Annotated in this window: 20 protein-coding genes; 11 read left to right on the plus strand and 9 right to left on the minus strand. The window is 69.2% G+C overall.

Translation table 11 applies throughout. From position 1 onward, the window contains the following. Window positions 1–24: 24 nt before the first annotated feature. The 4 genes from ACH01S_RS33880 (at window position 25) to ACH01S_RS33895 (ending at window position 3,192) form a co-directional block, all read left to right on the plus strand. On the plus strand, window positions 25–1,857 hold the full coding sequence (locus ACH01S_RS33880; RefSeq protein WP_067901481.1) for a VWA domain-containing protein: 1,833 nt from the start codon (window positions 25–27) through the stop codon (window positions 1,855–1,857). A 101-nt stretch (window positions 1,858–1,958) separates the two neighbouring features. Beyond that, window positions 1,959–2,297 carry a hypothetical protein gene (locus tag ACH01S_RS33885; RefSeq protein WP_148344769.1) on the plus strand — a complete coding sequence of 113 codons (339 nt, stop codon included), beginning with the start codon at window positions 1,959–1,961 and terminating at the stop codon, window positions 2,295–2,297. Window positions 2,298–2,338: 41 nt separating this feature from the next. Further along, complete coding sequence (locus ACH01S_RS33890) at window positions 2,339–2,725, plus strand: hypothetical protein (RefSeq protein ID WP_148344770.1); 387 nt, start codon at window positions 2,339–2,341, stop codon at window positions 2,723–2,725. Continuing rightward, window positions 2,722–3,192 (plus strand): hypothetical protein, encoded by a 471-nt coding sequence (locus ACH01S_RS33895; protein WP_067901490.1) that lies wholly within the window; start codon window positions 2,722–2,724, stop codon window positions 3,190–3,192. Before ACH01S_RS33890 ends, ACH01S_RS33895 begins: the two co-directional genes overlap by 4 nt. Before the next feature lie 48 nt (window positions 3,193–3,240). Here ACH01S_RS33895 and ACH01S_RS33900 read toward each other — a convergent pair whose 3' ends face one another. From ACH01S_RS33900 to ACH01S_RS33945, 9 genes are all read right to left on the minus strand, one after another. Next, window positions 3,241–3,726: a hypothetical protein gene (locus tag ACH01S_RS33900; RefSeq protein ID WP_067901492.1), complete on the minus strand. Its 486-nt coding sequence runs from the start codon at window positions 3,724–3,726 to the stop codon at window positions 3,241–3,243. A 958-nt stretch (window positions 3,727–4,684) separates the two neighbouring features. Next, complete coding sequence (locus ACH01S_RS46875; protein WP_169809406.1) at window positions 4,685–5,152, minus strand: DUF2637 domain-containing protein; 468 nt, start codon at window positions 5,150–5,152, stop codon at window positions 4,685–4,687. Window positions 5,153–5,194: 42 nt separating this feature from the next. Beyond that, the gene (locus ACH01S_RS33915) at window positions 5,195–6,184 is read right to left on the minus strand and encodes a C40 family peptidase (protein WP_067901500.1); all 990 of its coding nucleotides are present in this window, start codon (window positions 6,182–6,184) and stop codon (window positions 5,195–5,197) included. Next, a complete protein-coding gene (locus ACH01S_RS33920) occupies window positions 6,184–7,095 on the minus strand; it encodes a replication-relaxation family protein (protein WP_067901503.1) in 912 nt (303 codons plus the stop codon). Before ACH01S_RS33920 ends, ACH01S_RS33915 begins: the two co-directional genes overlap by 1 nt. Then, window positions 7,095–9,572, minus strand: coding sequence for a type IV secretory system conjugative DNA transfer family protein (locus ACH01S_RS33925; RefSeq protein WP_067901505.1), 2,478 nt, complete (start codon window positions 9,570–9,572; stop codon window positions 7,095–7,097). Before ACH01S_RS33925 ends, ACH01S_RS33920 begins: the two co-directional genes overlap by 1 nt. After that, window positions 9,569–11,395 carry a VirB4 family type IV secretion system protein gene (locus ACH01S_RS33930; protein WP_083981462.1) on the minus strand — a complete coding sequence of 609 codons (1,827 nt, stop codon included), beginning with the start codon at window positions 11,393–11,395 and terminating at the stop codon, window positions 9,569–9,571. The genes ACH01S_RS33925 and ACH01S_RS33930 overlap by 4 nt, the downstream gene beginning before the upstream one ends. Beyond that, window positions 11,395–12,378, minus strand: a complete 984-nt coding sequence (locus ACH01S_RS33935; protein ID WP_067901508.1) for a PrgI family protein — start codon at window positions 12,376–12,378, stop codon at window positions 11,395–11,397. The genes ACH01S_RS33930 and ACH01S_RS33935 overlap by 1 nt, the downstream gene beginning before the upstream one ends. Then, window positions 12,375–13,751, minus strand: coding sequence for a TrbL/VirB6 family protein (locus tag ACH01S_RS33940; RefSeq protein WP_067901511.1), 1,377 nt, complete (start codon window positions 13,749–13,751; stop codon window positions 12,375–12,377). Before ACH01S_RS33940 ends, ACH01S_RS33935 begins: the two co-directional genes overlap by 4 nt. Before the next feature lie 329 nt (window positions 13,752–14,080). Further along, entirely contained in the window at window positions 14,081–14,374 is a 294-nt protein-coding gene (locus ACH01S_RS33945; protein ID WP_218010494.1) for a pilin, read from the minus strand. Window positions 14,375–14,926: 552 nt separating this feature from the next. Between ACH01S_RS33945 and ACH01S_RS33950 the strand changes: the two genes are divergently transcribed. The 7 genes from ACH01S_RS33950 (at window position 14,927) to ACH01S_RS33975 (ending at window position 21,509) form a co-directional block, all read left to right on the plus strand. Next, window positions 14,927–15,685 (plus strand): arsenate reductase/protein-tyrosine-phosphatase family protein, encoded by a 759-nt coding sequence (locus ACH01S_RS33950; RefSeq protein WP_067901652.1) that lies wholly within the window; start codon window positions 14,927–14,929, stop codon window positions 15,683–15,685. Between the two features lie 30 nt (window positions 15,686–15,715). Beyond that, complete coding sequence (locus tag ACH01S_RS33955; RefSeq protein WP_067901514.1) at window positions 15,716–16,372, plus strand: arsenate reductase ArsC; 657 nt, start codon at window positions 15,716–15,718, stop codon at window positions 16,370–16,372. Between the two features lie 1,132 nt (window positions 16,373–17,504). Continuing rightward, entirely contained in the window at window positions 17,505–18,374 is an 870-nt protein-coding gene (locus ACH01S_RS33960; RefSeq protein ID WP_157406344.1) for a hypothetical protein, read from the plus strand. Next, window positions 18,371–19,252, plus strand: coding sequence for a TRM11 family SAM-dependent methyltransferase (locus tag ACH01S_RS33965; protein ID WP_083981455.1), 882 nt, complete (start codon window positions 18,371–18,373; stop codon window positions 19,250–19,252). The genes ACH01S_RS33960 and ACH01S_RS33965 overlap by 4 nt, the downstream gene beginning before the upstream one ends. After that, on the plus strand, window positions 19,249–19,692 hold the full coding sequence (locus tag ACH01S_RS44040) for a hypothetical protein (protein WP_148344773.1): 444 nt from the start codon (window positions 19,249–19,251) through the stop codon (window positions 19,690–19,692). Before ACH01S_RS33965 ends, ACH01S_RS44040 begins: the two co-directional genes overlap by 4 nt. After that, window positions 19,689–19,949: a helix-turn-helix domain-containing protein gene (locus ACH01S_RS33970; protein ID WP_067901524.1), complete on the plus strand. Its 261-nt coding sequence runs from the start codon at window positions 19,689–19,691 to the stop codon at window positions 19,947–19,949. Before ACH01S_RS44040 ends, ACH01S_RS33970 begins: the two co-directional genes overlap by 4 nt. Further along, a complete protein-coding gene (locus ACH01S_RS33975; RefSeq protein ID WP_067901527.1) occupies window positions 19,950–21,509 on the plus strand; it encodes a tyrosine-type recombinase/integrase in 1,560 nt (519 codons plus the stop codon). Window positions 21,510–21,971 lie beyond the last annotated feature (462 nt).

The following is a 21,971-nucleotide window of genomic DNA, read 5'->3' on the forward strand; positions in this document are numbered from 1 at the left end:
ACACGCACACGCCCGGAGGAACCCATGCCAACCCACGTCGTCCCCGCGCCCGCCGCCCCGCCCAGCGGGACGGGCGCACACCCCGCGCCCACTGTCGCCGCGCCCGCGCCGGTGACCGGCCTGAGCAGCGCGTGGCTGGGCCTGTCGGCTTTGTTCACCGACGCGGTGACCGACCTGACCGACCGCGAAGACCTCACCGTGCGGTGCGCACCCGGACTCGGACACGGCGCACCCGGATGCTACGTCCCGTCGCTGGCCACGATCGAACTCGACGGCACCCACCTCGGCCAGCCGCCCGCCACCTGCGACCCGACCCGGCCCGCCGACCGGGAACGCTACGCGGCGCTGTGGGGCACCCTGACGCACGAAGCCGCCCATGCCACCCACACCTGCTGGAGCGTCCCCGCCGACGGATCCTCCGCCGCAGCTCAGGCCGCCATAGCGCTGGAGGAGTCGCGGATCGAGGTCGCCCAGATCCGCCGCCGCCCCGCCGACCGCCGCTGGATACGGGCCTGCGTGACGCGTCTCGTACTCGCCGAGTTCATCTCGCCCACCCCGGCCGCCGCCGCATCCGCCACCGCACCGGCCGGTGAGGCGGCCGGTTCATCGGTCACGACACCGCACGCGGCGATGACGCCGTGGAACGCCGGATACGCCGCCGCGCTACTGCTGGCCCGCACCGACGCCGGGATCCTCGAACCCGGCGAAACCGGGAAGCTGGCCGCGACCGTCCTCGACATCCTCGGACCGAGCCGATTGAGTGCCCTGTCCGCGCTGTGGCATCTCGCCCACGTCACGCGAGACGACGATGCCGAGACGATGATGGACCTGGGCCGCAGATGGTGCCGGATTCTGGGCGTCGAGCCCGAACGTCCCACACCGCCTCCTCCGCCAGGGACGCCGGGCACGTCCGGTGACCCATCCCCACTGGCCGAGGCGATCGGAAAGTCCCTGACCGCCGTCCAGGCCACACAGCCCGCCCCGACCACCGGCTCACCGGATCCAAGCACCTCGCAGAAGCGCCGCGAGGAGAAGAACGCCCGAGACACCGCCGACCGCGCCGCCCGCCGGGTGTTCGGTGCCAGCACCGCCGCCACCGCATCACGCGGACGCACAGCGATCACCGGGACGCGCCCGCCCACCCCGGACGAGCAGGCCGCCGCCCGCCGCCTGGCACGGCAACTGCGCGCCGCCGCGCACCGCGACCGCGTCACCACCACTCACACCTCGCCCACCCCGCCCGGACGGCTCAGCATGCGCGGCGCGCTGGCCGCCGACGCCCAGCGCGCCGCCGGAACCGTGCCGACCGCCGAGCCGTTCATGCGCACCGTCCGCCGCCACGTCCCCGCGCCGCCGCTGCGGCTCGGTGTCGCCTGCGACGTGTCCGGCTCCATGAAGATCCTGGCCGCGCCGGTCGCGTCCGCCGCCTGGATCATGGCCCGCGCCGCCGGACACGTCCCCGACGCTCTCTCGGCAACCGTCATCTTCGGATCCCGCGTCCGCCCCGTCACCCACCCCGGAAAGAGCCCCACCGCCGTGAGTGAGTTCGAGGCCCGCGACTCCCGCGAAGAATTCGTCCAGGCCGTCGACGCTCTCACCTCGGCCCTGGACCTGACCCGCCCCGGTGCTGCCCGCCTGCTGGTCATCGTCTCCGACGGCCTGTTCAAAGGCGACCAGCCCACCGACGGCCAACAGCGCGTCGACCGGCTCACCGCCAGCGGATGCGCCGTCCTCTGGCTCGCCCTGTCCACCCGTGTCAACGCCATGAAAGGCGCGCACCTGGTCACCCTGACCGACCCGACCAGCGCCGCAGACATCATCGGCACCGCCGCCACCCGCGCACTCCGCAACGCCTGACCACCCGCCGCCCGGTGCGGTCGCGCCCAACGGCCGCACCGGAACACCGGCGAACCCCGCACCCACTCACTTCGCGAATCAACACCCGAACGGAGGCATTAATGGCTGGCGAGATGTTCGTCCTGCTCGGCTGGGCATGGGACATCGACACGGCAACCCGGCTAGCCGTCCGGCATCGCCCCCAGCGCGTCGACATCCGGCCACTGGCCTGGGCTAGGACCGTGATCCAGATCGACCCCGACCACGCCGCCACCGTCGACCTGTCGCGCCCGCTGCTCACCGTCCCGCTCCCCAACGCCGACACGCGCCTGGTGATCGACGGATGGCACCGCATCCACCGCGCCTGGACCACCGGCATCCACGAGCTCCCGGCCATCCACCTCGACGCAGGCGACGAACGCGCCTGCCGCATCCGAGGCGGCGACCCGCGAACGCGGTGACATCACAAAGAAGGCTTCAACAAGGAGAGGAGAAGGACGCGGTGAACCGCATGGAGTCCTACATTCGTGACCGCCATGACGACGCCCACCATCGGCGCTGCGAAGCAGAGGCGAAACTGCTGGCTGCCCTCGATGAAGGAGAAGACATCGCTGCCCAGGTCGCCGCTGTCGCCCAGGCACGAGCGATCGCGTTCTGGTGGGACGAACCGGTAACCGGCATCGACCACGAATGCCTGGATCCCGTCGAGGCGCTGTGGCGCGCCCGCGACACCGCCCGCCGCGCGCTGACCGACCACACCATCCCGCGCCACGCCGACCCGTTCGCCCAGGGCTTCGCCCTCGCCTTCATCGAGGCCGCCCGCACCTTCCACCGCGACACCGCCCACCTGGACGCGCTCACCACCCGCCACCAAAGGACCAGCCCGTGAATCAGCTCCCATCCGGCACCGCTCAGCCGGAGACGACCAGCGCCTGCTTGATCTTCGAACTGTGCGGCCTCATCGACGCCACCGCCAAACTCGATGAGAACCGCCGCAACCCTCACCAGGCCGTGCAAGACCTGGTCGCCGTCGCCTACCGCGTCGCCGCCGCAGCCGAGCCGATCTTGGACGGCGAGGCCGCGCTCATCACCGCCCTGCGCGAGGCCGCCGCCAACCGCCCACTCATCCCCGAGTCGTGCCCCGACTGCCAGAAGACCGACGCTCCCCGGTGCGGCGAACACGCCGGTGGAACCGCCTTCGCCGAGACCTATCACGAACTCGGCCACGCCCTCAGCGGCCCCAGTTACACGCCAGCCCCTGCGACCGGTCCCGCGACCACCGGTGAACCCTTCGCTGAAGGAGCCGGGGATGCGTTGACAGCGGCCAGAGCGGAAACCCCAAATGCGGCAGGTTAGTTGAGCATTCTCTGTGAGGTCCTTGGGCGCCTGGCAGGGCGTCCGTGATCACTGGGAAGGGTCTGGCGCGTTCGTGGCTGACGTGTCTCTCGCCTTCCACCGAACCCACGTGTCGATACCGTCGACCTGGTAGCGAGCACCTGGGCCGAACCGCCACTCGGCCACGAGTTGCTGCGCGTCGGCCGGTGCCTCTCGATGTGGCGTGAGCAACGAGGTCAGTTCGTCATACCGAACGTCGACCCCTCCGTGCCCTGGATGCCTGCCCGGCCCGACATCTCCGGCTTCATAGCGCCGGTTCCACTCGACGTAGATCGTCCATTGCTCTCGTTCCATTGCCACAGCGTCATCGCTCGCGGGCCACACGCGGTACTCGACTTCCTCAACCAGGTCGACATAGTTGCGGCTCTCAAAGTAGTGCACCTTGCCATCGACCTCGGCAAGACCCGCGCGCAGGCCGTCGTACCAATCCAGCTCTATGAGGACGCGCCCGAAGCCTTCAGCAACGAGCCGATCTTCGCCCCAGATCTCAGCCACCTCGGCAGCGTAGTCCGCAACCTTCCCCAAGCCCCACTTCCGGGCTGGATCTACACAGAGTGACGAGTGGTGTCGCGTCGTTCGCGTCGACGGCAACATTTCACGCCCTTCCTGGGAGATCTGGAGGGGCATAGCGGGGAGACCTGAACCCTGGGCACTGCGCCGCCTTGCCAATCCCGCTCACGACAACTCCGACGGGGGTATTCCCCTCCAGTCCGAGTGTGGTCTAGGGCGAGGCGGGGGCGGATGTTGTGACAACAAATCACCGACATCCCAACTGAGAGGGTTGTTTGTAATTGATTGCCCCGTTGTGGATCTGGCGGGCTGGCGAGGGTTTCGTTGTCGCCTGTTGACGCTCGGTCGTTGCCGGGGAAGAAGTGTTCAATCGCGACTAGCTCATCGCAGGTTCCGCGGAGTGAGCGCAGTCGAAGACGATCTCACGAAGCCGAACCGACCGCCGGTGATCCACGCACCCGCCAGACGATGCCACGCGGGGCCGTCGCGTGCGGCCCGGCTGATCAGAAGCCCCGTCGATCGGTCATCCAGCGACCACCCGGACACGAATCTCGGGTGATTGCTCTTGGACGGGTGGGCGTGCCGCATCTGCCACCGGAAGCGCGGGCGGCGTGACCAACCCCCATGTGAAGGGACGAAATCATGAAGAACAGACGCACAGCGCGGGTCGGAAGGCGGACAGCGATGATCTCGCTCGCTGGCGTAGCCGCCGCGTCGGCGCTTGTGGGCACCGCGTCCAGCGCTGCGGCCGCCCCGACCGGCTGCGTCGCGAGGCAGGTCGACGGCCAGAACTATGAGAGCCGGTGCACCGGCGGCACCGGAGAGCACCGTGTGTGGGCGCGGCAGTACGTCCCATTCCTCGGCGATCTCGATTGCTTCGGGCCGTGGGTGTCGGCGAGTTCTGTCTCGCGCGTGACCTGCAGCATCCACCAGACCGTCTTCGTTACGCACCAGACGCGGGGATGACGGTCGGCCGGTGACCTGAACAGCCCTTGATCGTCGGCTCTTCGTCTGGAGAAGTTAGGGGATCAAGGGCTGTTCCGTTGACCGTGGGCGCGGCTGCCCGGCGCGGCACCGTCCCGTGGGTGACGGCCATCAGCAGCTCGAATGAGCCGACGAGTATCAAGGGCGGGCTAGGCGTTGACGAGGGCGCCGATGGGGCCGTGGGTGGCACCCCACGCCAGGTTCGCGCCACGGTGGCGCAGATGCCCGCAGCCGGGCTCCATCTAGCCAGTGCCGGTACCGGACGATGGCGGCGGCTTGAGTCCAGGATGACCATGGACGCCACCCAGATGAGGCCGTCCACGGGTAACGGGATGAGCCGGGCCGTCACGCCGGTCCCATGGGAGCGGACGAGGTCGAAGGCATGCGCGTAGGAGATGGCTGCGGCGACAGCGGCGACCGCGATCACCGCAGATGCCGTACGTGGTCGCTTTGATGAGGCGATCGGTCACTACCTGGCCCCTCCTGGGGCCTTCGCGGTCTGTTGGTGCGTACTGGGACGGGTGAAGCCGAGCAGGGTGGGGCGGCGGTAGGACTGGATTTGGACGACGGTGCCGGTGTGTGGTGCGGCGATCATCTTGCCGTCGCCGATGACGAGGCCGACGTGTCCGGGATTGCTGGTGGAGGTGCCGGGGCCGGAGTTGAAGAACACCAGGTCGCCTGGTTGTTCCTGACCTTTGGGGACGTGTGGGCCGTGGCGCCATTGGTCGCCGGAAACGCGCGGGATGCTGATCTCGGCGGCGCGGTAGGCGGCGTAGGCGAGTCCCGAGCAGTCGAAGGAGTTCGGGCCTGATGTGCCCCACGCGTAGGGTTTGCCGAGTTGAGCGCGGGCGAACCTGACCGCTTTCGCGGCGGCCGCGCTGGGAGCAGGGAGGGCCATGAGGGCACCGCCGCAGCCGCTGAAGTCTTCTGGCTGCGGGGCGGTTCCTGCCTTGGCGTAGACCTCGGCCTGCCGTAGGACCTTTTCCACGTATTCGTGGGAGTGGTTGTACTGGTACAGCGCCGCGCGGACGCGTTCGGGTGCGCCATTGTGTTTGAGGTAGCGCGCGGCGGCGGGGATGGCGTCGGCCGGGTCGTACACGTTCGCGGTGCCGTCGCCGTTGCCATCGACGCCGAACGCGGCCCAGGTGCTGGGCAGGAACTGCATTGGCCCGGCCGCACCGGCGTAGTTGTCGCCCGAGGTGATCCCGGGACCGCGGTCGCGTCCGTGGTCGGACTCGACCTTGCCGACGGCGGCTAGGAGGTGCCAGCCCATCCCGTAGCGCCGTCCGGACTTCACGTAGAGGTCCAGGTAGCGGGCCGGGATGTCGGCAGACTTGCTGGCGTCGGGTTGGCATGCGGTGGTGCCGGAAGTTGAACCCGGGATGATCGCGCCGAACGTGGCGATGATGACCGCGACGAAGCCGAGTACGACGACCATGGCGCCGACCACCAGAGGCATCAGGCGGGATCCGATTCGTCTCGCTGGGACGTGCCCCAAAAGGTCGCGAGATCGGCGAGCCGACACCTTTGCCCATGGCTGGTGGCGGATTGCCAGACTCGTCCGGCGGGGCCGTCGGTCGCGGTGCTCGGGGTGTGGACTGCAGTGGCGACCGGGATCTCCGGAGCGTCGAGCAGAGCACGCAGGTTCGTCTCGCGTTTGGGGCTGGGGAGCCAGATGAGGACGGGCGTGGTGGTGCCGGTGGCCTCGGCGAGGTCGGCGTAGCCGCTGAGTTTGCGTGTGACGCGGGCGAGGGTTTCGGTGCCGGTGTCGTGTTCGAGGAAGAAGTCGAGCGTGCGGGGCGCGCCGTCGGGGTCGGGTTCGGTCCAGCGGCCGAAGGCGTCCGGGCGGGCCAGGTCGCCCCAGTGCGCCGCGCAGCGCTGCTCGGACCACCACTGGTCCAGGGCCGTGCCGTCGGCGCTATGGCGGGCGTGGGCGTGTAGGCGGACGAAGAAGTCGTTGACGCCGATCTGGTGCGCGAGTCGAGGCGAGACGGCGATGCTGGTGGCGGTGTCCTGCCGGTAGCCGAACTCGCTGATGGTCTGGCCGTGTTCGATGGCCAGGACGTGGGCTCCGGCTGGTCCGAGTACCCAGTGCCAGGGCTTGGAGCCGACCGGTGTCCAGGGGCGGAACCGTAGCAGCGTGTGCAGACGGTGGAGCCGGTTGAGGCGTTGCCGGGCGCGTTCGGGGCTGGGGAAGAACAGGGCGGTGAGCTGCGCGGTGGTCAGGACGCGGTGTTCCCAGACCAGGGCGAGCAGCTCCCGGTCGCGGCCGGTCAGCCGGTAGGCCACCTCCGCCAGCAGCTCCGCCGTCATCCTCGGTGGGCGAACCTGCCCACCGCGCAGCCGGATCGGGTTCTTCGTGTACGGCATCACGCCCCCTCGTCCCTGAAGGTCATGGCTTCGGCAGCCGAGTCGGCAGGTTCGGGTTCGTGTGCAGTGGCGAGGGGTTCGCCGTTCAAGGGTCGGAGTCCGACGGCGGGGATGAGGCGTTTGCCGCGGCTGGGGGCGAACTGTTCGTGCGAGGCGCGGCGGATCGCGGCGGCGCGGCCGGGGACCGGGTCGAAGAGGGGGCGGGTGCGGAAAGTGAACGGTGGAGTCGGCGCGTTGGCGTCCATGAGGCGTGCTGCGGCCTGGTAGGCGCCCAGGTGGGAGAGGTCGTGCGGGGAGAGCAGGGGTGCGGTATGGCGGGCGAGGTCGGCGGCGTCTTCGGGTGAGGCGGCGAAGTAGATCTTGTTGCGGGCGTCCGCCGATACCGCGTCGCGCAGGTCCTTGGGGAGCTGGGACAGGTGCTGGTGGGCGAGGACGAGGCTGAATCGGTAGGCGCGTGCTTCGGCGAGGATGTCGGAGATGGAGCCGGGCAGGTTGAGGAAGTTGTGGGCCTCGTCGATGTAGGCGGCCGCATCGCGCCGATCGTGTTCGTGCTGGGACGCGCGGGGGGTGATGGCCTGCCAGGTGTGCGCGAGCAGGAGCGAGCCGAACAGGCGGACGGAGTCTTCGCCGAGGACGCCCTTGGGAAGCCGTGCCAGCACCAGTCCGCCGGTGCCGAGCATGGTGCCCAGGTCGACGGTGGAGGCACCGCCGGACAGGGTGTCGCGCACGAACGGGCGCAGCAGCACGGCGCGGAGCTTGTTCATCACCGGGCTGATCACTGACGCGCGCGCCGCCGGAGTCAGCTCGTCGTAGGACGACCAGAACCCCTGAAGCAGTGGGTCGGTGAGCCGTGCGGTGACGCGGGTGCGGTAGGCGGTGTCGACCAGTAGGCGGGGGATGTCGGCCACGGTGGCGCGGTTCCCGTTGACCCGCGTCAGCGTCAGGCACGCCGACCGGAGCAGGTCGTCCAGCCGTGGTCCCCAGGAGGAGGAGAAGCAGCGGCGGAAGGTGGTGACGATCGACTCGGCCGCGAACGTCGGATCGGGACCGGCGAGCACGTTCAGGCAGGGCGGGCGGCCACGGTCGGCGGGGTCGAACACCACCGTCCGGCCGACGGCCCGGTCGGGCAGGCGCTCCAGGACGTCGGCGATCAGATCGCCTTTAGGGTCGATGACCAGTGCACCGCATCCGGCTTGGGCGTCGGACAGGATGAGGTTGGCCAGGAAGGTGGACTTGCCGACGCCCGTCTGCCCGAGCACGTGCAGGTGCTGGCGGGCGCCCTCCACAGTGAGCCCGACCGGGCGCGGAGCTCCGGCCTCGGAGTCGCCGAGGACGCGGACGCCGGGCCCGGATACCGGGATGGCCGGTGAAGGCGCGACGGGGCGGGCTCCGGCGCGGGTGACGCCGGGTGCGGCCAGGTCGTAGGGCAGATGCGCCAGCGCGGCAAGCTCGGGTGCCGACAGCAGATAGCCCTGGTGCAGGCGGCGGTCGGCCAGCCGGGCGGCGGGGTGGCGCAGCCGTCGGCGGCGCAGGTATTGGTGGCCGGAGGTGAACAGTGCGAATGTCGAGGCGACCTCGTGCGCGTGCGCTCGCAACCAGCCCGCGGCGGCTTGGTCGAGATGGCGGGTCGCGACGCCGTAGAGGATCTGGACCTCAAAGCGAGGGTTGGCCGCCTTGGCGAGGATCGCGCGGACCTGGTCGGCGCGTTCGGGGAACTGCCGGGCGAGATCGGTCGGGTTGGAGTGCCCGGACATGCCGGGTGTGAGCATGCTGAACAGCGCGGCCTGGGGTGCGGCGGACTGGGCACCGCGCAAGGTGGCAGCGGCGCGGTGCCCGCGCAGCAGCCGACGGCCGGTCGCCGGTCGAGCCAACACCTGGACCATGAGGTGTTCGCCGTCGGCCAGTCCTGATGCGGCGCCCAGCAGTCCGCGTAGCGGGTCGGAGTCGTGGACGTGGGCGAGCGGGAAATGGTCTGGGCGCGCCAACACCAACCGGCCTCCGGCGGACTCGGCGTCATCGGGGAAGGGCCGGCTGACTGATCGGGTGGTGAGGGTCGCGCCGGGCCAGGCCGACCGGATCGTCTTCTCCACCAGTCCCGGCGGGATGGTTCCGGGGACCCAGACCTGGAAGCGGACGCCGTTGTGATCGGCCACGTACTCCAACGCCAGATGCGGCTGCCCGTACAAGACGCGCTTCCACGGCGGGAGGATGAGACCGATCAGGCGGGTCCACCATGCGACGGCGCTGCCGTCCTCGACCTTGGGCGGCACCGCGATCTCGATCAGCCGCGCCCCCGGCGCCAGCCGGGCGTTCCGCCACCGCCACACCACCCAGCGAGCCGCCGCCACCGTCGCCGCGCCACCCAGAACACCGACGGCGACGCCGGGTCCGTAGCGCGCGAGGACGTCCGACAGCTGGTGGGGATCTTGAGGCAGTTCTGGGATCAGCAAGCCGGTGCTGCGCAGCGGGATGTTCACAGCGGATCGATCTCCCCTTCACCGCCCACGCCTGCGGCATCCTCGAAGGCGGCGAGTTCGGCGGGGTCGGTGGTGATCAGCCGGTGCTCGTGCGGGCTGGCGATGGCGGTGAACGCGGCCCGGTCCGAGCCGGTCGCGGTCCCGCACAGCAGTCCCTGGCCGCGGTCGGCGGTGAGCAGGAAGGACTTCTCGCCGTCGGTGAGGTTGAATGCGCTGGCGATGTGGTCGATGGCCTGAGGCGCTTGCCGGAGCAAGATCTGGGTGGCGGAGTTGGCGATCACCGCCTGCCCGAGGTCGGAGCCGAGGAGATCGGCGGCGTCCTGGGTGACCACCGAAAGCCCGGCCCAGTGTTTACGCGCGGACTTAGCGAGCCGATACAGGAATCGGGCACCTTCGTCTTCGCGCATTAGCATCCATGCCTCGTCCACCACGACCAGGCGGCGGCGCCGGTCGGTCGGGTCGGCGACCTGGCGCCAGATCGCGTCCAGGGCGAGGAGCATCCCGACGGTGCGGGTCCCCTCGGGCAGGTCGCGGAGCGAGAACACGATCAGGTGCCCGTCCGTGCGAGTGGTGGTCGGCCTGGCGAATAGCCCCCGGTAGGAGCCCGTCACGTAGGGGGCCAGCCGCGCGGAGAGGTCACCGGCCTCGTCTGCACCGGCTTTGGCGGCGCGGTCGAGTTCGGCGGTGAGGTCGGCCAGCAGCGGAGCGCGACGCTTCCAGGTGCGCGGGTCGGAGGTGATGCCGGCAGCGTGGTAGGTGGCGAGCACCGCCCGGTCCAGCACCGCCCGTGCCGCCGGGGTGAGCGGCTCACCGAGCATCGCGCCGATGAGCGTCTGGATGAACATGGCCCGCCGAATGACGGTGTCCTCGCCCTGCCCATCTGGAAGATCGAACGGGTTGAAACACACTCCCGGCGCGCCCAAGGCGATGTGCGTGCCGCCAACCGCGCCCGCCAGGCGCCGGTATTCGTCTTCGGGATCGACGACGGCGATGTGGACGCCCTGGTAGAGCAGGCGGAGGGTTTCGAGTTTGGTGAAGTAGGACTTGCCGGCGCCGGAGCGGGCGATGGTGACCGAGTTGTAGTTGTCCTGGGCGAACCGGTCCCAGACCACCACCCCGGAGGAGTAGGCGTTCAACCCGTACAGCACCGGCGTGTCAGCGAGATTGGGTTGCAGATCGGGTGAGGTGAACGGGAACGCCGCCGCCAAGGCGGTGGTGTCGAACACTCGCCGTACCCGCACGCTGTCGTGGGCCAGGGGAAGGGTTGTGGTCCAGCCTTGGAGGGCGCGGAAGGTGGTGGGCTGGGCGTCCAGCAGCAGCGACGCCGCCAGTGCCCGGACCCGCTGCACCTCGGCCTCCAGTTCGTCGAGCTCGGCGGCGTGGACCGTCAGATACACGCCGACGCGGAAGAGGCGCCCGTGCCCACGGGCCAAGGAGGCGGCGAGTTCGGCCGCGTCGTCGGCGGCGGCCTCGGCCGCGAAGTCGGCCAAGCGGCCGTGCTGGGCGTTAGCACGAGACGCCGATTCCAACCGCGCGAGTCGGCGCCGCAGGCGTTGCGCCGCAACCAACGGCGGGACCGGCTCAACGTGGAGCGCGACGTCCAATCGGCCCGGATAGGTGAGCAGCGGCTCCAGCCAGCCCGCACCGACCTCCCGCGGGTAACCGGCGACGGCGAACGAGGCGCACACCCCGCCCGGCAACTCCACCGACCGCGGGTTCACCCGAACGGCCGATGGACCGAACAAGCCCGACAAGGCAATGTCGGCTTCGCTGTTCTGGCCGTACGAATCGTGAGCCTGAATGCGGCCACCGAGAATGCGCATCACGACCCCTCTCCGAAACTGACCAGCTCCTCCGAAGCGGCGTTATCCACAGGCCGACCCTCACCTGGGGATAGCGATTCGCTCAGCACCGCGACGGTGGAGTCTGCGTCCAGGACTTCGGCTGCCACGCCCAGTGCGGCCAGTGCCTGAACGGCTTCGTCGGCCCGCCGCAACGCCACTTGGGCTTCGGCGTCCCGGCCGGATGTTCGCCGTCTGGTACCAAGCCGCTGAGAGGGACGGAGGGTGGGCTGGGCGCAGGCGGGGCCGCTGATCACGATGAGGATCTGCCGGATGAGTAGGTCGTGCGCGGCGCCGACCTCGGTGAGGAAGGCGGCGTGCTCGGCCGCTGCCCGCTCCAGTGCGGGATCGGGCAGGCTCGGTGCCTGACCGGTGACGTGTTCGGCCAGGCCGGACAGATCGACCGGGCGGGCTTGGACGAGGATCTGTACCGGGGCGTCCAACGAATTGAGCCATCGCCCGAACCCGGCCACGAGACTCGCCTGCTCGTCCGGCGTACGAAGGCTGAACGCCACCGTGGCAGCCCGCACGATCACCGCGACGCCACCATCGGTCAGGTCCAGTGCCCCGTCTTGACGGAGTGCTCGGACCGGAAGCTGCAACGGTGCGGGCAGACGTCCGCGCATCCGGCACCACGACGGCGGAGCCGCCACCGGCTCAGCGACGGTGACCCGCGACTTGGAAGCACGCAGGTAAGCGAGGGCGGTGGCGGCGTAGCGGTCCAGGCTCATTCCGTCCCGCTGAGCGACCGCCAGCACGAACCCGGCTGCCGCGACCGGCATCACCATCGCCACCAGCACGGGGAACGGCACCATCGCCTGGAGGGTGAGAAACACCCACAGCACCACGGCGGCGGTGCCGCCCAGGATGGCTAGTTGCCGCGCGGTGAGCCCGTAGAGGATCTTGTCGGGCTGATCGACATCGGCGGGGATCTTCACCCTGCTCGGCTGCTCGCGGCCGTTCACCTGGCTCTCCTGGTTCTCTTCGGCGGATCGATCCACAAAGGCATCTGTCGGTGCGGTACCGGCCGCTGGGGCATCCCCGGCAACTTCAACTGCCGCGACCGGACGCGAGGTCGTGCAGCCCCCGCGGCAGGCGGGAGAACGGGAGCGCGGCTGATGCGGGCGGCCGGGATCGGCAGCGCCAGCTGCGCCGGACGCCTCTTCGTCGAGCCGACACGTGAGGTGGGAATCGGTAGCGCGAGTTGCATGGGGCGTCCGCCTCCTTCAGGGCCTGCGTTCGGATCGACCGGGTCGTGCGGAGACGGCGGTGGTGTCGGCGCATCTGGCCCAGGAGGCAGCGCCAGCGGCGGACGCGGCGGTCCCGGCAACTCTCGGCGTGGCAGAAGCGCACGCGGCGAAGGTGACGGTCGTGGCGGTGAGGGCGGCGGTACCGGCGGTGCGAATGGCGGCGTCCGGTGCTGTGCAGGGGCGACGACTCGGCGGCGGTTGCTCAGCAGGGCACCGAGCCCGCGATACAGGATCAGGCTGCGGAAAAGGCCCCCGAGCATCCGGGGCTGGGCCGGGCGCCAGATGGTGCGCGCCACCCAGGACGGGATGCGCAAAAGGATCCACAGCAGGCACGCCGCCGTCAGCAGATCGGTGAGGTCGTTGCTCGACGGAACCCCGAGGAGCCGGTGGCCGGTGTCGTCGGTCTCGGAGAACATCAACCGGAACGCCGTCGCCAAGACCAGCGACTGGCACACCTGAATCGCCAGAATCCCGGAGATGCCGCGCCACCACAGCCGCGCCAACCCGTCGGTCAGCGGCAGGGCATGGAACATCAACGCCAACGGGGCCGCCGCGATCAGCACCATCGTCAACGCCAGCCGGATGACGTAGACGAACGCCACGCACAACGCCAGCACCACCACGCCCAGCCCGACGAACGCGACGAACGGCTGCCCCGGAACCAGGTTGGTCGCCACGAGCCCGGCGAACACATCGGCGACCACACTGGGATCGATCGACTCCGCCCCGGCATCCAAGAACGCGCCGACCAGGCCATTGGCGAAGGTGATCCCGTAGCCGATGAGAATCAGGCTGAGATTGGACGCCACAAACGCCCCCAACAACCGGACGGCCAATTGCCCGGGAGTGAGTTCAGCGCCCGGCAGGTTGTGCCCGGCCATCAGCCACACCCCACCCGCCGTGATTAGCAGCACGTAGCAGGTGTTGGCGATCGTCTGCGAGACGCCCCACAGATCCCGCGCCCGCGCCATCCGCGGCGAATCGACCTCCGGCGTCCCCAGGACGGTCTCGCGCAGCACACCGAAGATCGGCTTGGCGGCCGACGACACCAGGTCGCTGAACCAACCGTTCACCGCGCGCTTGGCCATGCAGCTCACATCAGCGAACCCGCACCCCTCCTCCGAGCCGCCGCTGCCCGGCTCCCTCGGGTCCGCAGGCGCACGCGGCGACTTCACCGAGGGCGACGTGGAAGGCGAAGAAGGCGCGGTGGATGCTGGAGGTGCTGCCGGTTGGGTCCGGACGGTCGTCGATGGGGACGGGCTCGGCGGGGGCTCGGCCGCTGCCCGCTCCGGCTGCGCCAAGACCCACAACCAGGCCCCGGCCACCAGCAGAGCCAGGACGGACCCCCACGCCGCAGGCGTCAACGACTTCAGCCCGGCCGAGCGCGACGGCGGCCAACGCGCAGCGGCCACGATTATCACGAGGGCTCGCCCACGATGCTCTGCAGCAGTTTGACCAGCACCGGCGCCAGAACCGCGACCGAGTACCCGATCGCCGCATACCGCAGCGTCTTCTTGGCCGCCTCGACCTCACCCGGGTCGCCCCCGGCCAGGATGTAGCGGACCCCGCCGATCGTGGCGAACAACGTCGCCAACCCCACTAGCAGCCCCACGATCACATTCCGCAGGTTCTGGATCACCTCGCCCAAGGAGGACGCGGCGGCCAAACTCGTACTGGCCTCCGCGACACCGGGCACCAGCAACGCGGTCACCGCGCACCCGGCCGTCCACAGTGTCGAGGTCACCACCAGACGCGCTCGGGACGGGCGCCGTCGCTGTCCCTCGGCGGCGGGTGCGTTGGCAACGGGCCTGTTGGCTTCGGATTGCCCAGCGCGATGGGTGGGAGCGTGCGAGTGGTTGCGAGTCTTCATGGCAGCGCGACTCCGGACAGTCGGTGAGAAGTACGGACTGCCTGCCGAGACCACCGACGACGGCGCGGCCAGGACCGAGGGTGTCCTCCTCAGAACACGAGCGACGGATGAGTGCGGCGGGGACCGGGTTCGACCGTCCGCCCCAGCAGCACCGCCATCAGCGACCCCGACAGGCACCCCTGAAGCACCGCCCCACAGCCCCGAATTCACCCGCGCCCGAGCAACGATTGCGGAGTCTTTAGGCGCTCTCGGCAGTCAGTCGACAGCACGTGATCAAGACGAACTCGCCGATCACAGCCAGTTGACCAAGCGCGGTCCGGCGGACACACAGAAGCGAGATCGGCTTGTGGACGGCCCTTGACTCGATCTTTTGCCTCAATGATTATTGCCTCAATGACTGTTGAGGTTGATGATTTGGAGCAGCGGGCTGCTGTCCACGCCGCGCTCGGTGAACCCGCCCGGTTGGCGATCGTGGACGCGTTGCTGCTTGGAGACGCCTCGCCCGGAGAACTGGGTGCCGAACTGGGGGCGCCGTCGAACCTTGTGGCGCACCATCTGCGAGTGCTCACCGAGGCGGGAGTAGTGCGGCGGGTGCGCTCGGAGGCCGACCGGCGCCGCTGGTATGTGCGGCTGGTGCCCCAAGCGCTGGCGGCATTGTCACCGGCGGCGTGGGCGCCGCCGGTCACGGTGCCGCGGGTGGTGTTCGTGTGCACCCGCAACTCGGCCCGCTCGCAGTTGGCGGCGGCGTTGTGGACGCATCGCAGCCGTATCCCGGCAGCGTCGGCGGGGACCCGTCCTGGCCCGGCAGTGCACCGCCGGGCGATCACGGTGGCGCGCCGCCACGGCCTCACATTGAACCGGCGACTGACCCGCCATGTCAGTGACGTGGTCGCCGACGACGACCTAGTGGTGGCCGTCTGCGACAACGCCTACGAAGAACTTGGACGCGAGCCGAACCAGCAGCATCAGCGGCAGGCTGCGATGTTGCACTGGTCGGTGCCCGACCCGGTTCGCGTCGACACCGATGCCGCGTTCGAGGACGCCTACGCCGAGATCGCCGGCCGCGTCGAGCGGCTCAGCGCGGCCGTCAACACCCCCACCGACCCGATCACGGACCCGGCCCAGACCGATCCCGCCGAGTCGCCCGGCTGATCCAGCCCGACCACTGCCTTGGAGCGTCCGATGACCGAGACCTACCGCCGCGAAGAACTGAGCGTTGACCAGCAGCACGCGCTCTTCACCGCCGCCCGCACTCTGGCCGAGGAGTTCTCCGGCACCTTCGGCACCGAGACCATCGACCGGTTCCTGCACACCGGCTACGACCAGTTCGCCGGACGCGCCAGCGTCCCGCACTTCCTGCCGCTGCTGGCCGAGCGGTTCGCCCGCCAGCGGCTGCACGCGCTGGCCCGGGTCGAGGGCAAGGACGCCACCGGCACCCCGATCGTGCTGTTCCTGTGCGTGCACAACGCCGGACGGTCGCAGATGGCACTGGGCTTCTTCACCCACTTGGCCGAAGACAGGGCGATCGGCTGGTCAGGCGGATCCGAGCCCGGCGACCAGATCAACCCCGGCGCGGTGGAGGCGATGCGCGAGCGCGGCATCGACATCACCGGCGAGTTCCCCAAGCCATGGACCACTGAAATCGCCCAGGCCGCCGACGTCATCGTCACCATGGGCTGCGGCGACGCCTGCCCCGTCTTCCCCGGCAAGCGCTACCTGGACTGGACCCTCGACGACCCCGCCGGACAGGGCCTGGACGCCGTCCGCCCCATCCGCGACGAGATCGAACAGCGCGTCCGCCGCCTTCTCACCGACCTGGAAGTCCGCCTCCGCGCCTGACTCGACTATCACCCGCATGCCGCCGTTGTCCGCCCCGACCTCGGTGCCCGGCTTCATTTGCTGCCCAACTTCAGCGCCGTCATAGGCGCAGCCTTGATCGCGGTCTTCCATCCGGTGCCAGGTACAGGTCAGTGATCGACATTTGTGACCGCAGGCGCGAACGCCCGAAGGTCCCGCGGCCGCCCTGGCAACAGACCTGCAGACAGTCCTGGCAGAGCGGTGCCAGTGCTGATGACCGTGGCCACTCGCGAGCAAGGACGAGGATGCAGGAAGTGCCAGTCGTCTCGACTACCGGCCGAAGTAGTTGCGCAGAGCGGCGACGCACGCGGGCTGGCGGACGGAGTCGTGCGGGAATCGGCGGCGGCACTCGGCGCGCACCCACGCTGGCACCCGATGCTTCTTGCGCGGCTTGAAGGTCCGCGTGGGCAGACGGTGAGGTGTAGACCGCTCCTGAGTGCGGGGACTCAGGGCGCGAGCGTTCCCCTCGTCATTGTGCGCCCCATTCCGCGGCGAACCGTGCTCGTTCGTGCCGGGCGGTGCTCCCGTACGTCGAAGCGGACGATGCGCACGGGCGGGACGGTCGGGTTGCACAGGGCCTGCTGACGGTGGGCTCGCTGGTGCCTTCGGTCGACGGTGGTCGCTCACTTTCGTGCCCGCCAAGGAGGAACGGTCCGAGGTCTTCGCGCTGGGCGTGCTGCCGGACTGGAGTGCGACCACAGTTCCGGCGGCCGCCAGTACTGCGCCCGCCAGGGGAAGGATCATGCGTCGCTTCCAGCGCCGGTGCCCGCGCCTGTGGCGGGGCTCGATCCGCCACGGCTCGTCTGGCTCTGGTGGGCTGTGCTCTTGCGGTCCTGTCGTGTCCTCAATCACCAGTCATGACTACCAAGAGTGATGAGTCGGTGACAACCTGGCTTGCAATCGAGGCATGCCACTCGAATCGGTGAACGAGCCAGGTAGGGGGCCTTGATGAAAACGTGACCGCGGTCAGAGGTGAAGATCGGGCCCGGTGGCGGTGCTTCATCGGTGCACGGGGATCGGGTGGCCGTCTCGGGTCGCCCAACGCATGAATCACACACCGTCCGATCCGAACCACTCACCCGCTGAAGCAGGCACCGGCTCCACCGCGCGCCGAATGGTGCCCCTGACCGTCTGGCTGTGTTCAGACACCAGCACACACCGAACAAACACCAGCACCACGTCCGGCACCGGGACGGCGAGCACCAAGCGCGTGCAGACCAATGCTCGGCCGACGGACATCTGCCTGCGGCACCGCCAGTCGATCGGCCGGGAACTGGCCCGGCACCTGATCGATACCTGCACCGGTGTTGGGGATCTCGTCGCCGAAGGGTTCACCACCAGCGAGGCCACCATGCTCGCCAGCGCCGACGCCGACCGCCGCGGCATCGCACTGGTCCCGCACTTCCCACTCGCCCAGCACATCGGCGTCCGCCTGCGCGCCGCACTGCCCGAGAAGCGATTGAAGTCCGTGGAGATGCGGCCCTGCCGCCCTGATCAGATGGCCCGCGGTTTGGCCGACCACCTCGGCGACGTCGGCCTTGTCGTCGCCGCTCCGCCACCGTACGAGACCGGCGGTTACGCGTCCCGCCAGGCCCGTGAACGTGGCTGCCCGGCCTGCCGGGCGGATCTCTGGATGCTCAGCAGCGAGCAACTCGGCCTCTTCCTGGCCGCGTCCTGGAAGGTGCTGCGACCTGGCGGTGTCCTGGCGATCGCCACCACTGCCCGCCACCACGCCGGACGCCTTATCGACCCGGCACCGCGCATCATCCGCCAAGCCCAGGGTCTGGGGTTCCGCTACGTCCAGCATGTCATCGCGCTCCGCGTGCCCGTCGATGGAGACGCCTTGATAGTTCAGGCCGGACCAGGCGATCTGGCTCAACTTCGCGACCCTCGGTCGCGCGCCCTGCCGCCACCGGTCAGCGTCCACGCCGACGTCTGCCTGTTCCTCAAGCCCAAGAACCAGCAGCACGGGAGCCTCCGATGAGCCACGACGCACTCAACCCGCCCGTGCTGCCGTCGGTACTCGCGACCGGGCAGCGACCGTCTCGGCTCCAGCGACAGGGACGTTACACGCCCGAGTCGATGCGTCACCCCGGCAAGATGCTGCCCGCCATCGCCAACCTCGTCATCCGAACGTTCACTCGCGCCGGGGACCTGGTCGTCGACCCGATGTGCGGGATCGGCACCACCCTGGTCGAAGCGATCCATCTTGGCCGCAACGCCGCCGGTGTGGAATACGAGCCCGACTTCGTCCACCTCACGCTGGGCAACCTCCGGCATGCTCACGCTCGGGGAGCGAGCGGGCGTCGGCAGGTTGCCTGCGGTGACGCCCGCAACGTCGCCACGATCTACCGGGACCTGCACGGCGAGGCCGCGCTGGTCCTCACCTCACCGCCGTACGGGGCGCGCACTCACGGCCACATCCGCTCGGGACGCGACAACGGCGGGGGCAAGGTCGTCAAAAACCATCACCGCTATTCCACCGACCGCGGCAACCTCGCATATCGGCCCCTGGCTGCGCTGCTGGATGCCTTCGGACAGATCCTGCTCGGCAGCGGCATGCTGCTGCGACCGGCAGGAGTCATCGCGGTCACCGTCCGGCCAATCCGCGTGAATGGTGAACTCATCGACCTGCCTGGCCAGGTCATCGACACCGCTCGCCAGCACGGTCTGGTCCTGACCGGTCGTCACGTAGCGCTACTCGCGGGGCTCAGAGACGGGCGTTTGGTGAGTCGGGCCTCGTTCTTTCAGATGCTGGAGGCCGGCCGCGCCCGCGACCGCGGCATTCCCGCTTGCGTCACCGCTCACGAAGACCTCCTGATCTTCCAGAAAGCCGCCGATCTCGCGGGAGCCGTGCGATGACCGACCAGCGCATTAATGAACGGGTCGGCGAGATGCTCGCGGTCCTGCAACTCGGCTTGTGTGGCCGGTGCGGACGTGCCAGCTATGAGACCCGCCGCACCGCACGCCACGCCGCCCGCATCGTCGCCCCCGGCGTCCGGTTGCGCGCCTACCGCTGTGGCAGTCCGGCGGGCAGCCAAGCCTGGCATCTGACCAGCGTGACCGGCCACCGGCAGCACATCACCCCGCCCGTCACCCTTCCGCGCTATGCGACACCCGTCCGGGCGAGCCTTGACCGGCGCGGACCAGATGAGCGTGCATACCCGCGCCCCGGCACCGATGCCGACCAATGCGGAGCGGCGGATGTGTCTGGTCGCCGGGGCAGTCCCGATCCGCTGGAGGAAGCCCATGACACCGACCCGCTCCATTCCGGCGTGCGTTACGCCGAGGGGCCGCGGTGAAGGCCGGGCTGACTGCGGCGGAAATCCGTTCACTGCCCGCCACCATCGACCTGGTCACTGCAGGACGCGTGTTCGGCGTCGGACGCACCAAGGCCTACCAGCTCGCACGGACGGGGGAGTTCCCCTGCCGGGTGCTACGCGTCGGCCAAAGCTACCGGGTGTCCACCGCCGACCTGTTGGCTGTACTCGGCCTTACGCCACATCCCTCTGGCCAGACGAGCGCGCACGGGCAGTCGCAGAAGCCGGAGAAGGATTGAATGGCCGCCCAAGGAAGCACCTACAAGACCTGCGGATGCCGCGATCAGGAAGGCAAGAAGCTGGGGAAACGTTGCCCGAAGCTCCGGCGCGCCAACGGCCGGTGGAACAGCGCCCACGGCAACTGGAACTACCAACTCGAGCTCCCACCCACCGCCGCGGGCACCCGCCGCAGCCCGCTGCGACGCGGCGGGTTCCCCACTCAGGACGCTGCTGGGGCCGAACTGGACAAGGCCAAGGAGCTGCTGGCGATCGCCGGTGACGACGAGACCGCGCGAGTACAGATCGCCGACCTGGTCACGTCCACCGTCCGCGCCACCAAGGCACTTCCAAATCCCGAGACTCTACGACGCAAGATCCGCACTGGGCACGACCTCTCCAAAACGATCACGGTCGGCGAGTACCTCGACACCTGGCTGACCGGACGCCGCAATCTGCGCGAAGGCACCAGACGCTCCTATGCCCAGCACATCCGCCTCTACCTCACACCCCACCTCGGCCACGTCCCGCTCGACCGGCTCCGCGTCCAACACGTCGACCGGATCTTCGACGCCATCGACGAGTACAACCAACTCATCGTCCGGGCCCGAGAGACGGGGAACCCGAAGTTGCGGGCCAAGGTCAAAGGGCGCCGCGTGGTCAGCGCCGCCACCAAGCAGCGGATCCGCGCCACGCTGCGTGCGGCGTTGAACAAAGCGATTCGTGAACGGCTGATCGAGGTCAACGTCGCCTCCCTGAGCGAGCTGCCGTCAGGGAAGGCGCCCAAGGCACTGGTGTGGACCGACGAACGCATCACCCAATGGGAACGCGACTTCGCCGCCCACATCCAGAAGATGAACGCCCGCCGCAGACACCAAGCCCGGCTCGAACCGCACAAGCGGATCGGGGAGAACATCAACCGCCTCGACGCCTACACCGGAGCCCCACGTCCCTCCAAGGTCATGGTGTGGACCCCGGCATTGACCAAACGGTTCCTCGACCGGGCCTGCCACCACCGGCTCTACGCCCTCTATCACCTGATCGCCTTCCGCGGCCTGCGACGTGGAGAAGCCTGCGGGCTGCGCTGGGCCGACCTGGACCTGAGTGACGGGACGGCAACGATCCGCTGGCAGATCACCCAGATCGGCCACGAAACCTTCCAAGGAAAACCCAAGACCGAGGCCGGCGAAGCCACCATCAGCCTCGACTCCACCACCATCAAGGAACTACGCGCCCACAAAGCACGGCAGAACACCGAACGCCTCGCCAATAACGGTATGTGGAACGACACCGGCTTCATCTTCACCACCCCCAACGGTGAACCGGTGGAACCCAACGACGTCACCGAACAGTTCCTGCAACTGTCCATGGAAGCCGGACTGCCACCGATCCGGCTCCACGACCTCCGCCACGGCGCCGCCACCTTCCTGCTCGCCGCCGGATACGACATGAAGGTCGTGCAGGAAACACTACGGCTGTCGTCGCTAGCAATCGCCTCCGACATCTACACCAGCGTCCTACCGCAACTCGCGCGCCAATCCGCAGAGGACGCCGCCGCCATCGTCCTCAACACCAAACCGTGACCGGCTGACCGAACGCGCCGCTGCGACCGATCACCGAGGTACCAGGGAACGCCCTGACGCAGTAGCGAACCCGGCTCCGGCGCCAACACGATCACACGCACCGCTATCCGGCTTTGTCGGCGTCACAGTCGCGGCGCCAGGTTGGCGGCGGAGCCGCGCAGCCCGCGGACGGCGCTGGCTTCTACGCGATCGGTCCACTGATCAAAGTCCTTGCTGTGTAGCTGGACGAGTATCTCGGCGAACTGGAGGGTGAGCTCGGTGGGGGTGCCCGGGATCTGCGGTGCTGGTCAAGGGGCGCACAGCCGTCTGTGGTCAGGGACCGGTTGCGCTGTCGAGTGAGTTTGGCCGAGACGCGAATCGCGGTGTTCCCGCTGGTACGAGCTGTCGACACATGGGTGCTTATGACTGCACCGCAAAGGGGAACCTGGTCAGTGCCGTTGCCGTTAGTTGGGCACGCTCGGA

Origin of the sequence: Actinomadura chibensis NBRC 106107, assembly GCF_001552135.1 — a bacterium.
Lineage (GTDB): Bacteria > Actinomycetota > Actinomycetes > Streptosporangiales > Streptosporangiaceae > Spirillospora > Spirillospora chibensis.

Coding starts and splice junctions, on each gene's coding strand:
- ACH01S_RS33880 (WP_067901481.1), top strand. CDS start 25: ATGCCAACCCACGTCGTCCCCGCGCCCGCCGCCCCGCCCAGCGGGACG.
- ACH01S_RS33885 (WP_148344769.1), top strand. CDS start 1,959: ATGGCTGGCGAGATGTTCGTCCTGCTCGGCTGGGCATGGGACATCGAC.
- ACH01S_RS33915 (WP_067901500.1), bottom strand. CDS start 6,184: ATGCCTCTGGTGGTCGGCGCCATGGTCGTCGTACTCGGCTTCGTCGCG.
- ACH01S_RS33920 (WP_067901503.1), bottom strand. CDS start 7,095: ATGCCGTACACGAAGAACCCGATCCGGCTGCGCGGTGGGCAGGTTCGC.
- ACH01S_RS33930 (WP_083981462.1), bottom strand. CDS start 11,395: ATGCGCATTCTCGGTGGCCGCATTCAGGCTCACGATTCGTACGGCCAG.
- ACH01S_RS33940 (WP_067901511.1), bottom strand. CDS start 13,751: ATGGCCAAGCGCGCGGTGAACGGTTGGTTCAGCGACCTGGTGTCGTCG.
- ACH01S_RS33950 (WP_067901652.1), top strand. CDS start 14,927: ATGACTGTTGAGGTTGATGATTTGGAGCAGCGGGCTGCTGTCCACGCC.
- ACH01S_RS33955 (WP_067901514.1), top strand. CDS start 15,716: ATGACCGAGACCTACCGCCGCGAAGAACTGAGCGTTGACCAGCAGCAC.
- ACH01S_RS33960 (WP_157406344.1), top strand. CDS start 17,505: ATGGTGCCCCTGACCGTCTGGCTGTGTTCAGACACCAGCACACACCGA.
- ACH01S_RS33965 (WP_083981455.1), top strand. CDS start 18,371: ATGAGCCACGACGCACTCAACCCGCCCGTGCTGCCGTCGGTACTCGCG.
- ACH01S_RS44040 (WP_148344773.1), top strand. CDS start 19,249: ATGACCGACCAGCGCATTAATGAACGGGTCGGCGAGATGCTCGCGGTC.
- ACH01S_RS33975 (WP_067901527.1), top strand. CDS start 19,950: ATGGCCGCCCAAGGAAGCACCTACAAGACCTGCGGATGCCGCGATCAG.